This window comes from Pseudomonas sp. BNK-7 (genome assembly GCF_048072025.1).
GTDB lineage: Bacteria > Pseudomonadota > Gammaproteobacteria > Pseudomonadales > Pseudomonadaceae > Aquipseudomonas > Aquipseudomonas danubii.
In genome coordinates this window covers 2257308-2270397 of sequence record NZ_CP182252.1, presented here as the reverse complement: position 1 = coordinate 2270397, position 13090 = coordinate 2257308, and the positions used below count along the sequence as shown (strand labels likewise).

Sequence of the window (13090 nt, the reverse complement as noted above, 5' to 3'; positions counted from 1 at the left end):
GAGAACCGCCGTCATGGATGCCCTTTCCGCGCCTTCGCTCGTCGAGCACCTGCAGCAACGCCTGAGCACCGCGACAACGGATCATCCGAGTTTCATTGGCGCGCCCATCGATATCAGCTCACTGACACCCGCTCAATTGGGCAGCTTGTGGCCAGCTATCCGCCGAGCACTGCGTACCCCTGAAAACCCGGCTGCGCAGCAGATGGCGAACTCAATTGTGCAGCAGGCCGCACAGCTGGAACTGTGCCCACAACTCGATCAGACCACCCTGCTGGAGGTGCTGCGCACTTGTCTGAGCGGGCAGGAGGCGGTGGAGCAACTTGCCTATCACAGCGGCAAACCGAGCAGTGCAGTGAGCCGCGAGTTACATAGAATCCTCGGCGAACCCTCGATACGCTGGGCTGCGGACTACCACCAGACGTACGTATTGGCACAATGGCTGGATGCACAAGCCCAGGCAGCCCTGCACCGTTGCGTGGAACAACACTACGCCGATGCGCCCTACGTCCGGCAGGAGTTCGAACTGCTTGAACAACTGGAACCGCAATCCCGACTGGCCCTTGCCAGCAGCGAGTACTGGACCGGTCATCACTCACTGAGCAGCGACCCCGCAACGGCGCTGGCCGACGATGCTGCCTACGTCGAGTTCTCCCAGCAGATCCTCAACACCGCCGCCCAGCGCCTGGAAGATATTCACAGCGGCGCCACCCCCTATGTGGCCGATGGCGCCTTCAGCACCCATGACACGCCAGTAATCGCCCGTGCCGCCCGGATCGCCCTGCGGCGCGATGCGCCCTGGCTACCGCCACTGATGGACACTTTGCTGACCAAGGCTTGCGTCGCCCCAACCCAGGCCAAAACCGCGCCGTCGCAATCCCTGGCCATTGCCCTGGGTCATTGCATCGAACAGATACCAACGCCGGAAAGCGTGCAAACGCTGCGCAGCGCCCTGAGCCTGGTGCGACATGCCGGCCTGCAGAAAAAACTCACGCGCAATCTCAAACCCGCCGAGCGCGGGCTGGCCCAACGCCCCGAGATTGCCCTGCGCCTTGCCCCAGTCAGTGCTCCCGGAAAAGCCCAGCACGCGCTTCTGGCCAGTTGCCTGGAGTCAGGACTGTGGCAACACTTCGAGCTGTCTTTGAGCGACTGGCGAAGGCAGCTGGTGGATTCTGCCGTGGGCGCGCCCTTTGCCCACTCGTTGATATGGGTGGCTCACAACGACTGTGGCCAACGCTGCAGTTTCCTATTGACCCAAAACGCGCAAGCTCTTGACGTGCGGGGTCAGCCGCTGTCCCTGGACGCCGGATGCCGGATTTCGCTGTGGCACCCCCTGTCGAGCGACGAAGCAGAGCGCCAAGCCTGGCAAGCCGTGATCACCGAGCGCCAGATCAGGCAACCACTGCGCCAGGTATTTCGCGAGCACTACCAGGCGCCTGACCATGAGCTGGAAAGCCCCTCCTACCAAGCATTCGCCGGGTACAGCCTATCCATTCGCCCATTGATCGGCCTGGCACGCCGCGAGGGCTGGAAGATCGACAGAGACGGTAGCCTGAGCCGGAACCTGAGCGACATCCGAGTGACTCTGAATGTCGACGTGCCACTCTATCCCGGCTTACAGGGGCACTGCTTGTCCGGCGCCACGTGCTTCGCTCGTCGCACCGAGAAACACTGGCAGCCTGTGCTGCTGAAAAATGTGCCGGTGCAGGTCTTTTCAGAGGCTTGCCGAGCCATCGATCTGCTGGTCAGCATCAGCGCTTTCGCCGTTGAAGAACTGACGCAGACCGCCGCTGGCATTCCTCTTCCCCAGGCCTCGCCAGGCAAGCGCGAAGAGCGCCTGAATCGACTGGCCGGGCACAATCTCACGCAAATGACATTGATGCGCCAACAGGTGCTGAATACAGCCTTTGCGACGCACATCAAGGCAGGAAAGCTGAGTATGGATGAGCGCCATGTGCGGGTCGGTGACTACGCCGTGCACCTGGTGACCGGGCGCGTGTCACGCGATGGAGCCGCGGTGGACCTGCCACTGGCGGCACAAAGTGGCAAATTGGCCGCCCTGCCCTGGCTGCCTTATGACGAGGTACTGCTGGAACGGATCGCCAACACGGTCTGCGCCCTGCTGAACCGCTCCGGGCATTAAATGACAGGCAACAAAAAAGCAGCCCGTAGGCTGCTTTTTTCTGCATCGGAAGCTGGACTTAAACCAGTTTTTCCTTGATGCGAGCTGCTTTGCCCGACAGGTCGCGCAGGTAGTACAGCTTGGCTTTACGCACGTCACCGCGACGCTTGACAGCCATGCTGTCGATCTGCGGGCTGTAGGTCTGGAAAGTACGCTCTACGCCAACACCGTTGGAGATTTTACGTACGGTGAACGCGCTGTTCACACCGCGGTTGCGCTTGGCGATAACTACGCCTTCGAACGCCTGCAGACGGGAACGATCGCCTTCCTTCACTTTCACCTGAACGACAATGGTGTCGCCCGGGGCAAAGGCTGGGATCTCTTTGGTCATCTGCTCTGCTTCGAGTGCAAGGATGATTTTGTTGGTCATGCTGTGCTCCTAAGGTAAATCGTCGGATCTACCATCGATACGTTGTTAACTATCGTCCCGCTCGCGGAGATATTCCTCGAGCAGCTTCTTCTCTTCTCCAGAAAGCGAGCGGCTTTCCAGAAGATCGGCGCGTCGTTCATAGGTCCGACCAAGGGACTGCTGTAAACGCCAACGCCGGATGTGTGCGTGGTTGCCACTTAGCAACACGTCGGGAACACGCTGATCCGCATACACCTCCGGTCGGGTGTAGTGCGGGCAATCCAGCAGACCGTCCGTGAAGGAATCTTCCTCCGCGGAATCCACATGCCCTAAAGCTCCGGGCAGCAGTCGCGTAACCGCATCAATCAGGACCATCGCCGGCAGCTCGCCACCGGAGAGTACATAGTCGCCAATCGACCACTCTTCATCGACATGAGCTTCAATAAACCGCTCGTCAATGCCTTCATAACGACCAGCAATCAGGATCAATGCATCCTCATTCGCCAACTCGCGTACCGCCGACTGATTCAGTTGACGGCCTTGGGGCGACAGGTAGATCACCTTCGCACCCTCCCCGGCTGCGTTTCTGGCCTGAACCAGTGCATCCTCCAGGGGCTTGATCTTCATCACCATGCCAGGGCCACCGCCAAACGGGCGATCGTCCACAGTGTGATGTCGATCCGTGGTGTAGTCTCGCGGATTCCAACAAGTGAGCTGCAAGAGCCCCTGTTTCACCGCGCGGCTGGTTATGCCGTATTCGCTGATGGCGGAAAACATCTCGGGAAACAAACTGATCACTTCTACGCGCAAGTTAGCCACGCTTAGAAGTCCGCATCCCATTCCACCTTCATCTCGCCCGCTGCCAGATCGACGGCCAACACGCATTGCTCGGTATAGGGCAACAGGCGTTCGCGATCATCCAGGCTGCCAGCGCAAGGCTTGACCACCATTACATCGTTCGAGCCGGTCTCCAGCAGGTGATCGATCTGCCCGAGCAGTTGCCCGAGGGTGTCGATGACCTTGAGACCTTGCAGCTGGTACCAGTAGTACTCGCCGTCGGTCAGTTCAGGGAACAGGTTGCGCGGCACGCAGATCTCGTAACCGGCCAGAAGACGAGCTTCTTCGCGATCATCAAGACCCTTGAGCTTTGCGACCAGGAACTTGTCGTTCCCGCGTCCGCTGACCAGCTCAACCTGTTTCACGCTACCTTCGCGCTTGAGCGTCCAGGTTTTGTAGTCCAACAGGTTTTTAATCGGATCAGTAAAGGAAAAGACCTTCACTTCGCCGCGAACGCCATGAACAGAGTAGATTTTGCCGATAACGATCAAATCATCAGCAGGAGCTGGCGTCGCGTTCATAGGGTTCAGGCTGCAGCCTTAGCCGATTCCTTCAGCAACTGAGCAACACGCTCAGAAGGCTGTGCACCAACGCTCAGCCAGTAGGCTACGCGCTCTTGGTTCACGGACAGGCGGACTTCTTGACCACGAGCGATCGGGTTGAAGAAGCCAACTTGTTCTTTGTGCGAACCGTCGCGTGGGTTACGGCTGTCGGTCACGGTCAAGTGGTAAAACGGGCGCTTTTTGGAGCCGCCAAGGGCAAGACGGATTGTTAGCATGTGAACATCGTTCCTGTAGTCGGTGCTGCAAATCTAAATGCACAGCGGGCATGGGTGCCCGAAAGGCCGCATATTCTAAGGAATATCCGGACTTTTGCAAATGACTTTTTCCGGCGCCTATCGGCTGCCACTCAGATTTGCTATGGAGCCGCCGCAAGCGGCAGCGAGTGAGCACGCCCCAATCGAGGGTTTGCTCGAGATTCCACGTCCCCGTGGAATAGCGCCGACATGACTGCCGGCGCGGATTCTTCACATTTTCGGCATACCGCCGCCGGGCAACATGCCGCCCATGCCGCGCATCATCTTGGCCATCCCGCCCTTGGCGGAGAACTTCTTCATCATCTTCTGCATCTGCTTGTGCTGCTTGATCAAGCGGCCGATGTCCTGCACCTGGGTACCGGAACCCATGGCGATCCGACGCTTGCGCGAACCGCTGATCAGCTCAGGGTCGCGGCGCTCGGCCGGGGTCATGGAGTTGATGATGGCTTCCATCTGCTTGAACTGCTTTTCAGCGGCATTCTGTGCGTTGCCCATCTGTGCCAGATTGACGCCGCCGATGTTCGGCAGCTTGTCCATCAGGCCGCCCAGACCGCCCATGTTCTTCATTTGTTGCAGCTGATCGCGGAAGTCTTCGAGGTCGAAGCCTTTGCCCTTCTTCAGCTTCTTGGCCAGTTTGTCGGCCTTTTCCTTGTCGAGGGTCTGCTCGGCCTGCTCGATCAGGCTGAGCACGTCGCCCATGCCAAGAATCCGCGAAGCGATACGTTCAGGGTGGAATGGCTCCAGCGCCTCGGTCTTCTCGCCCATACCGATGAACTTGATCGGCTTGCCAGTGATGGCCCGCACCGACAGTGCTGCACCGCCACGGGCGTCACCATCGACCTTGGTCAGGATCACCCCGGTCAGCGGCAGCGCGTCACCAAAGGCCTTGGCGGTGTTGGCGGCGTCCTGACCGGTCATGGCGTCGACCACGAACAGGGTTTCCACCGGCTTGATCGCCGCATGCAGCGCCTGGATCTCGTCCATCATCTCGCTGTCGACGTGCAGGCGACCGGCGGTGTCGACGATCACCACGTCGATGAACTTGAGCTTCGCTTCCTTTATGGCTGCTTCGGCGATGGCCACCGGCTTCTGGCTCAGGTCCGACGGGAAGAAGGTCACGCCGATGTCGTTGGCCAAGGTCTCCAGCTGCTTGATCGCCGCCGGGCGGTAGACGTCGGCGGACACCACCATCACGCTCTTTTTCTTGCGCTCTTTAAGGAAGCGCGCAAGTTTGCCGGCGGTGGTGGTCTTGCCCGCACCTTGCAGACCGGCCATCAGCACCACGGCTGGCGGCACGGCGCTGAGGTTGAGGTCTTCGTTGGCCGCGCCCATCAGGCTTTCCAGCTCGGCCTGGACGATTTTCACAAAGGCCTGGCCCGGGGTCAGACTGCGGGACACTTCGGTGCCGACCGCACGCTCCTTCACCGAGTTGACGAAGTCCTTGACCACCGGCAACGCAACGTCGGCTTCGAGCAGCGCCATGCGCACTTCGCGCAGGGTGTCTTTGATGTTGTCCTCGGTCAGCTTGGCCTTGCCGGTGACATGGCGCAGCGTCTGCGAGAGACGGTCGGTTAGGTTTTCAAACATGCTCGATCCTTTCAGGCCCAAGGTAGACCGGGGTAATGGCGGCCCAGAGCGGAATAAACAAGTGCTCGATGAGCCTGCGGCGTGGGCAGGTCGCGGATTATAGCGAAGACTGTGCGTGGCGGACACCTCGCCGTCTGCTTGCGTGGTCTTTCAGGGCTGTGGGTTCTATGCCAAACTCAGCGACTTTCGGGCTTGCCTAACAGGATTTATGCTCCCCTTGTCACCCAGTTTGCTACCCACCCTCGCCGCCGCCGTCCTTTATGCCGCTGCGACCTTCTATCAAGGCTCTCGCCTGGCCACCGGCGCCAAGGCAAACAAGCGCCTGCTGGTTATGCTGGGCATCCTGGCCCTGCTCGCCCACGGCATCAGCCTGCTGACCCATTTGCTGACCCCGACGGGCCTGGGCCTGGACTTCTTCAGCGCTGCCAGCCTGATCGCTGCCGCGGTCATCGCCCTGACCTTGCTGGCCTGCTGGCGGATTCCCGTGGAAAACCTGCTGGTGCTGCTGTTCCCCCTCGGCGCCCTGACTGCGCTCCTGGCGCAGTTCGTGCCTACCGGAACCGTGCCGGTGATCGATGAGGAACCGGGAATTCTCGCCCACATCCTGCTGTCGATCCTGGCCTACGGCATGTTCACCATTGCGGTGTTCCAGTCCCTCTTACTACTGGTGCAGGACCATCAGCTGAAGAACAAGCACCCCTCCGGGCTGATCAGGAACTTCCCGCCCCTGCAAACCATGGAAAGCCTGCTATTCGGTTTTCTCTGGGCCGGTTGGACCCTGCTGTCGCTGTCGCTGATCTCCGGCTGGCTGTTCGTCGAGAACCTGTTCGCCCAGCACCTGGTGCACAAGACTCTGCTGGCCTGCCTGGCCTGGGTGGTGTTCAGCGTGCTGCTGTGGGGCCGCAACCGCCTGGGCTGGCGCGGGCACAAGGCGATTCGCTGGACCCTCGCGGGTTTTTGCCTGCTGATGCTGGCGTACTTCGGCAGCAAGCTGGTTCGTGAATACATCCTGCACATCTGACGACCGGCCATGACCGACTCCCTGCCCTCCGGGCCCATGCTCGCGGTAATCGCCCTGCTGATCGTCTGGTCGGGGCTGTTCACTGCCATCGATGCCGCCCAGCAGCACCTGCTGACCCAACGCAACGGCTCACGCTCAGGCGACAAACCGGCGGCACAGCTGGCCTTCCCCAAGGAAAGCCTGATCCTGTGCAACACCCTGTGCCGAGTCCTGGCGGTGATCATCAGCACCTTGCTGGCGCTGTTCTACTGGGCGGAAAACGGCCCCTGGCTGGCCTGCCTGATCAGCACCAGCGGCTTGCTGGTACTGGCCGAGTACTTGCCCCGCACCCTGGCTTTGCGCTACCCGGAAAGCACTCTGAGCTTTGGCAACAGCCTGCTGGCCATCCCCATGAAGCTTGTCTATCCCCTGGCCTGGCTGCTGCAGGCCATCGGCCAGTTGCTGTTGCGCCCGTTCGCCGCCAAGGCCAGCGCGGTCAGGCACAGCGACGACGATCCGGCGCTGCTGGACGATGAGCCCGCGCCTCAGGAACACCACGCCCTGTCCGGCATCCACGCCCTGGACAACATCACCGTCAACGACATCCTGGTGCCCCGCAGCGAAGTGCAGGGCATCAACCTCGACGACCCGATCGAAGAGATCATTGCCCAACTGCGCCTGAACAAGCGCACCCGGCTACCGGTATTCCACAGTGATATCAACCAGGTCGAAGCGGTGCTCAACACCCGCCAGATCCGCCACCTGCTGCCGGACGCCAGCCTGACCAAGGAAACCCTGCTGGCCGCCTGCCACGAACCCTACTTCGTCCCCGAAAGCACCCCGTTGCAGTTACAACTGCTCAATTTCCACAAGCAGCAACGGCGCCTGGGCATGGTGGTGGACGAATACGGCGAAGTGCTGGGTATCGTCACTCTGGAAGACATCCTCGAAGAAATCGTCGGCGAGTTCGAAAACGAGCACAGCCTGGACAACCCTCATATCCAGCCACAGGCCGATGGCCGTTATGTGGTGGAGGGCGCGGCATCGATCCGTGAACTGAACAAGAGCCTGGGCTGGCACCTGCCCAGCGACGGCCCCAAGACCCTCAACGGCCTGGTCACCGAAGCCCTGGAAACCATTCCCGACAGCGCCGTGTGCCTGAAGATCGGCCGCTACCGCCTGGAGATCCTCGAAACCGAGGAAAACCGCGTCAGCCGCGTGCTGCTCTGGCACACCAGCAGCGTTCCCGCCCGGGCCTGACTCGATGCTGATGCCTGCGCCTTGAACCTCTGCAAAGGAGTTTCGAGGCCTGGCGCAGTCACGCAAGACCACCAACGACCACAGCCCTTGTTGGATCGTTAGCAGCCTTTCTATAATCGCGCTGCTTACCCAAGCCCCGCAGATCCGCGTGCTACCCGCACCGAGAACGATCCTGCAGGCATCACCCGCCACTGTTCGACGCCACTCCCATCCCGAGTGACGACCGCGCCAAACCCACATCCCTGGGTGCTCGACCATAATAATTCGCTCCACTGGAGCACAGACTGTCAGGGATATCCGCATGACGACCAACACCGCCTACAGCGCCTGCGCGCCCGCTCAACCGAGCAATTCCACCACCCGGGTGGCCACCGCCAGTTTTATCGGCACCGCCATCGAGTTCTATGATTTCTACGTCTATGCCACCGCCGCTGCGCTGGTGATCGGACCGGTATTCTTCCCCCAGACGTCCGGCACCGCCCAGATGCTCTCGGCCTTTCTGACCTTTGGCATTGCCTTCCTCGCCCGCCCCCTGGGCTCGGCGCTGTTCGGCCACTTTGGCGACCGTATCGGACGCAAATCGACCCTGGTCGCCTCCCTGCTGCTGATGGGGGTGTGCACCACCCTGATCGGCGTGCTGCCGGGCTACGACAGCATTGGCGCCTGGGCACCGATCCTGCTTTGCGTGCTGCGCTTCGGCCAGGGCCTCGGACTGGGCGGTGAATGGGGCGGCGCCGCTCTGCTGGCCACGGAAAACGCCCCGGCAGGCAAACGCGCCTGGTTCGGCATGTTCCCGCAACTGGGCCCCTCCATCGGCTTTCTCGCCGCCAACGGCCTGTTCCTGGCCCTGGCCATGGGCCTGGATGACGAACAGTTCCGCTCCTGGGGCTGGCGCATTCCGTTTCTGCTCAGCGCGGCGCTGGTGATGGTGGGCCTGTATGTGCGCCTGAAGCTGCACGAAACCCCGGTGTTCGCCAACGCCGTGGCACGCCAGGAACGGGTGAAAATGCCACTGGTGGAGCTCTTCAGCCAGTACTGGCTGCCAGTGCTGCTGGGCGCCGCGTCGATGGTGGTGTGCTACGCGCTGTTCTACATTTCCACGGTATTTTCCCTGAGCTACGGCGTCGCGACCCTGGGCTACAGCCGGGAAACCTTCCTCGGCCTGCTGTGTTTCGCAGTGCTGTTCATGGCCGCGGCCACGCCCCTGTCAGCCTGGGCCAGCGACCGTTTCGGGCGCAAGCCCGTGCTGGTTGTCGGTGCCGTGCTGGCTATTCTCTCCGGCTTCACCATGGAACCCTTGCTGACTCAGGGCTCCACCGCCGGTGTAGCACTGTTTCTGTGCATTGAGCTGTTCCTGATGGGGGTGACCTTCGCCCCGATGGGCGCACTGCTGCCGGAACTGTTTCCGACCCACGTGCGCTATACCGGCGCTTCAGCGGCTTACAACCTGGGGGGCATTGTCGGTGCATCGGCCGCCCCCTTCTTCGCCCAGAAACTGGTGGCGATGGGCGGGTTGAGCTGGGTAGGCGGGTATGTGTCGGGGGCGGCGATCCTGAGCTTGATCGCGGTGCTGTGCTTGAAGGAAACGCGCAATAACGATCTGAATCGGGTCGTCTGAGCGACCGCTTCGCGAGCAAGCTCGCTCCTACAGGTTCAATGCAAACCTTGTGGAAGCCAGCTTGCTCGCGATGTTTCTCAGAGTTCGACCACTACCGCTTGCGCAGCGCGGGTCGCCTTGGCCCGGGCGGCCTCGATCGACTCATCACGAGCCAGAGCCACGCCCATGCGGCGCTGGCCGTTGACCTCAGGCTTGCCGAACAGGCGCAGCGCAGTGTCCGGCTCGCTCAGGGCGACGCCGAGGTTGGCGAACGCGGTCTGGGTGGATTTGCCTTCTACCAGAATCACTGCCGAAGCCGATGGACCGAACTGACGGATCAGCGGAATCGGCAAGCCGAGGATCGCCCGCGCATGCAGGGCGAACTGCGACAGATCCTGGGAAATCAGGGTCACCAGGCCGGTGTCATGGGGACGCGGCGACACTTCGCTGAACCACACCTGATCGCCCTTGATGAACAGCTCCACGCCGAACAGGCCGCGGCCGCCCAGGGCTTCGGTCACTGCCTTGGCCACCCGCTCGGATTCGGCCAGGGCTTTGGGGCTCATGGCCTGAGGCTGCCAGGATTCCTGGTAGTCGCCCTTTTCCTGACGATGACCGACCGGCGCACAGAAAGTGGTGCCGCCTACGTGGCGCACGGTCAGCAGGGTGATCTCGTAGTCAAAATCGATGAAGCCCTCGATGATCACCCGGCCCTTGCCGGCACGCCCGCCTTCCTGGGCGTAGTCCCAGGCTTTCTGTACGTCATCGTCACTGCGCAGCAGGCTCTGGCCCTTGCCCGAGGAGCTCATCACCGGCTTGACCACGCAAGGGAATCCCAGGTCTTGCACCGCCTTGGAATAGTCTTCGAAGGTATCGGCGAAATGGTAAGGCGAGGTCGGCAGGTCCAGCTCCTCAGCCGCCAGACGACGAATGCCTTCACGGTTCATGGTCAGCGAAGTGGCCCGGGCGGTGGGGATTACGGTGAAGCCTTCAGCTTCCAGTTCCACCAGGGTCGCGGTAGCGATGGCTTCGATTTCCGGAACGATGAAGTGCGGCTTCTCAGCCTCGATCACCGCCCGCAGGGCCGCACCGTCGAGCATGTTGATCACGTGGCTGCGATGGGCCACCTGCATCGCCGGCGCATTGGCGTAGCGGTCCACGGCAATCACCTCGACACCCAGGCGTTGCAGCTCGATCACCACTTCCTTGCCCAACTCACCACAGCCACAAAGCAAGACGCGGGTCGCGGTTGGCGACAATGGAGTTCCGATACGAGTCATCTGAAGGTCCTCAAAGGAGCGGATCATCGAGGGCCGAGCGCCAGGCGGGCGACCCATGGGGAAAGAGCGCGGCATTTTACATGAACCGCGAGGTTTGACTCAGCCGGCGCACGCCGCTTTGCGCAAACGCCAGGCCATCGCCAGCCAGACCACGGTGACCCCGGCGAACTTCGACCCCAGGGCGGTCAGCACGACCCCGGGGGTCAGCGCATCGATCATGCCGTAGAAGATGAAGGTATCCAGGGGAATGCTCAGGGCCGAACTGATCCATAGGCGATCATGCAGGGGCCGCTTGGTGATGCTGAACACCAGCCAGTCGATGCATTCCGAGACGGCGAATGCCGTGGCACTGGCCAGAGCAATGGTCGGGTCGGAGGTGACATAGGACAACACCAGGGCCGCCAGCATGGCGACGATGGCGCCATGGCCGAAGCGTGTCTGCACCATGTCCCGCAGGACAAACACCAGCCCGCCCCAGGCCGACCAGACGATATCCAGTTGCGGCGCGACGGAAAAGGCGTAATTGATCAGCACGACGCTGCTGATATAGGTGATCAGGAAAAGCATGGGGGCCAAGGGTACCTATCGGGAAGGAGCACAGGTTACTGCAGGCCCGGGGTTGGGCCAAGAAACCCTTGCGCCGGCAAGCGGGCTCCTACGCATCGCCTGCGGGAGCTGGCTTGCCGGCGAACGGGCGGATCAGCTTGCCGAGCTGGAGCCGATCATCCACAGCAAGCCACTGGATTTGGCTCGCTCATGGCACAGGGCCAGGACTGCGCGGCGCTCGCTGTTGTCCATGCGACTCCAGCGGGTGATTTCATCCACCGTGCGCTGACAGCCGGTGCAGATGTCCTGCTCATCCAGGGCACAGATGCTCACGCAAGGCGAGGCGACGGGTCTTTCAGGGGCAGTCATTGTTCTTGCTCAACCAGGTCTCGGGCATAACGTTGAGCATTATGAACGTAGTGGGCGGCGCTGGCTTCGAGCATTTTCTTCTGAGCCTCGGTCAGTTCGCGAACCACTTTGCCCGGCGAGCCCATGACCAGCGAACCGTCAGGTATTTCCTTGCCTTCGCCGATCAGCGAATTGGCGCCGATGATGCAGTTCTTGCCGATCTTCGCGCCATTGAGAATGACCGCGTTGATACCAATCAGGCTGTAATCGCCCACGGTGCAGCCATGCAGCATGGCGTTATGGCCGATGGTCACACCGGTGCCCAGGGTCAGCGGAAAGCCCATGTCGGTGTGCATCACGGCCCCGTCCTGGACGTTGCTGTGCTTGCCGATCAGGATCAGCTCGTTGTCGCCACGCAACACGGCGTTGAACCACACACTGGCCCCCTCTTCCAGCTTGACCTTACCCACCAAGGTGGCGTTCGGGGCCACCCAACTCTGTGGATGGGTGTCGACTCGGGCATCGCCCAGGCGGTATTTCATCTTGTTGTCCTTATGGGTCAGGCAGCCGCGGTTTATGCCATGCCAAGCCATGGCTTCAGGTGTCGATAAAGGATTTCGGCGGGTGATGCAGGCTGATATCGGCGTCGTACAGCAGGTTGACCAGTTCGACCACCATGATCGCGGTCAGACCCCAGATCTTGTACTCGCCGAAGCGGTAGCTGGGGACGTACCAACTGCGGCCCTGATAGTCGATGCGGTGGGTGTGTTCACGGGGGTCCTGGCGAAAGAACTCCAGAGGGACGCTGAAAACGGCAGCGATCTCGGCATCATTGGCCTGGTATTCGACATAGTCGGGAATCACCCCGACGTAGGGTGTGACCTTGATCCCGTGCAGGGAAATCAGTGGGCTCAAGGGGCCGATGACTTCCACCAGTCCCGGCGGCAGGCCGATTTCTTCTTCGGCCTCCCGTAGCGCGGTGAAGATCAGATCCGGGTCTTCCGGATCGCGCCGACCACCGGGGAAGGCCACTTCACCACCATGGGTCGAAAGCCCGCTGGCGCGCAGGGTCAGCACCAGCTCCGGTTCATCGCTGCGGGTGATGGGCACCAGCACCGCAGCCTCGGGAAAACGTCGGTCGGTCTCCAGCGTTCTTGGCGTGTAATGGCTTACCCGATGAAGTAGCTCGTCCAGCATGAGGCATCTCGATCTGTTGGCTACCGTGCATCATGCACCAATCCAATCGGTGGCCCAACCCCTGCTCTCGGGCATGTCGCTTAACGACAACTT

14 protein-coding genes are annotated in these 13090 nt (G+C 61.4%); 4 read left to right on the top strand and 10 right to left on the bottom strand.

Going from position 1 to position 13090, the window contains the following annotated elements:
* Nucleotides 1–13: 13 nt before the first annotated feature.
* Complete coding sequence (locus ACMGF8_RS10490) at nucleotides 14–2140, top strand: DUF4132 domain-containing protein (RefSeq protein ID WP_416759512.1); 2127 nt, start codon at nucleotides 14–16, stop codon at nucleotides 2138–2140.
* Nucleotides 2141–2198: 58 nt separating this feature from the next.
* On the opposite strand, the gene rplS is transcribed toward ACMGF8_RS10490, so the two are convergent.
* The 5 genes from rplS to ffh all read right to left on the bottom strand — a co-directional run bounded on the left by rplS (nucleotide 2199) and on the right by ffh (nucleotide 5769).
* Nucleotides 2199–2549, bottom strand: a complete 351-nt coding sequence (gene rplS, locus ACMGF8_RS10485; RefSeq protein WP_007927677.1) for a 50S ribosomal protein L19 — start codon at nucleotides 2547–2549, stop codon at nucleotides 2199–2201.
* A gap of 45 nt (nucleotides 2550–2594) precedes the next feature.
* Nucleotides 2595–3368: a tRNA (guanosine(37)-N1)-methyltransferase TrmD gene (trmD, locus tag ACMGF8_RS10480; protein ID WP_170001093.1), complete on the bottom strand. Its 774-nt coding sequence runs from the start codon at nucleotides 3366–3368 to the stop codon at nucleotides 2595–2597.
* Nucleotides 3350–3886, bottom strand: a complete 537-nt coding sequence (rimM, locus tag ACMGF8_RS10475; protein WP_102861299.1) for a ribosome maturation factor RimM — start codon at nucleotides 3884–3886, stop codon at nucleotides 3350–3352. The genes trmD and rimM overlap by 19 nt, the downstream gene beginning before the upstream one ends.
* Nucleotides 3887–3891: 5 nt before the next feature.
* Nucleotides 3892–4143 (bottom strand): 30S ribosomal protein S16, encoded by a 252-nt coding sequence (gene rpsP, locus ACMGF8_RS10470; protein ID WP_007927680.1) that lies wholly within the window; start codon nucleotides 4141–4143, stop codon nucleotides 3892–3894.
* Nucleotides 4144–4392: 249 nt separating this feature from the next.
* Nucleotides 4393–5769, bottom strand: a complete 1377-nt coding sequence (gene ffh / locus ACMGF8_RS10465) for a signal recognition particle protein (protein WP_102861298.1) — start codon at nucleotides 5767–5769, stop codon at nucleotides 4393–4395.
* A gap of 208 nt (nucleotides 5770–5977) precedes the next feature.
* Between ffh and ACMGF8_RS10460 the strand changes: the two genes are divergently transcribed.
* From ACMGF8_RS10460 to ACMGF8_RS10450, 3 genes are all read left to right on the top strand, one after another.
* The gene (locus tag ACMGF8_RS10460; RefSeq protein WP_102861297.1) at nucleotides 5978–6790 is read left to right on the top strand and encodes a cytochrome C assembly family protein; all 813 of its coding nucleotides are present in this window, start codon (nucleotides 5978–5980) and stop codon (nucleotides 6788–6790) included.
* A gap of 9 nt (nucleotides 6791–6799) precedes the next feature.
* Nucleotides 6800–8029 carry an HlyC/CorC family transporter gene (locus tag ACMGF8_RS10455; protein WP_207167111.1) on the top strand — a complete coding sequence of 410 codons (1230 nt, stop codon included), beginning with the start codon at nucleotides 6800–6802 and terminating at the stop codon, nucleotides 8027–8029.
* 301 nt (nucleotides 8030–8330) lie between these two features.
* A complete protein-coding gene (locus ACMGF8_RS10450) occupies nucleotides 8331–9647 on the top strand; it encodes an MFS transporter (protein ID WP_115581666.1) in 1317 nt (438 codons plus the stop codon).
* A gap of 77 nt (nucleotides 9648–9724) precedes the next feature.
* Here the strand turns inward: ACMGF8_RS10450 and purT are convergent, their stop codons facing one another.
* From purT to ACMGF8_RS10425, 5 genes are all read right to left on the bottom strand, one after another.
* Nucleotides 9725–10906 (bottom strand): formate-dependent phosphoribosylglycinamide formyltransferase, encoded by a 1182-nt coding sequence (purT, locus tag ACMGF8_RS10445; RefSeq protein ID WP_102861294.1) that lies wholly within the window; start codon nucleotides 10904–10906, stop codon nucleotides 9725–9727.
* A 99-nt stretch (nucleotides 10907–11005) separates the two neighbouring features.
* On the bottom strand, nucleotides 11006–11473 hold the full coding sequence (locus ACMGF8_RS10440; protein WP_047301943.1) for a VUT family protein: 468 nt from the start codon (nucleotides 11471–11473) through the stop codon (nucleotides 11006–11008).
* Nucleotides 11474–11605: 132 nt separating this feature from the next.
* Complete coding sequence (locus tag ACMGF8_RS10435; RefSeq protein ID WP_102861292.1) at nucleotides 11606–11821, bottom strand: DUF1289 domain-containing protein; 216 nt, start codon at nucleotides 11819–11821, stop codon at nucleotides 11606–11608.
* Nucleotides 11818–12342 (bottom strand): gamma carbonic anhydrase family protein, encoded by a 525-nt coding sequence (locus ACMGF8_RS10430; protein ID WP_102878493.1) that lies wholly within the window; start codon nucleotides 12340–12342, stop codon nucleotides 11818–11820. Before ACMGF8_RS10430 ends, ACMGF8_RS10435 begins: the two co-directional genes overlap by 4 nt.
* A 55-nt stretch (nucleotides 12343–12397) precedes the next feature.
* The gene (locus ACMGF8_RS10425) at nucleotides 12398–12997 is read right to left on the bottom strand and encodes a CoA pyrophosphatase (RefSeq protein ID WP_102861290.1); all 600 of its coding nucleotides are present in this window, start codon (nucleotides 12995–12997) and stop codon (nucleotides 12398–12400) included.
* Between the last annotated feature and the right edge of the window lie 93 nt (nucleotides 12998–13090).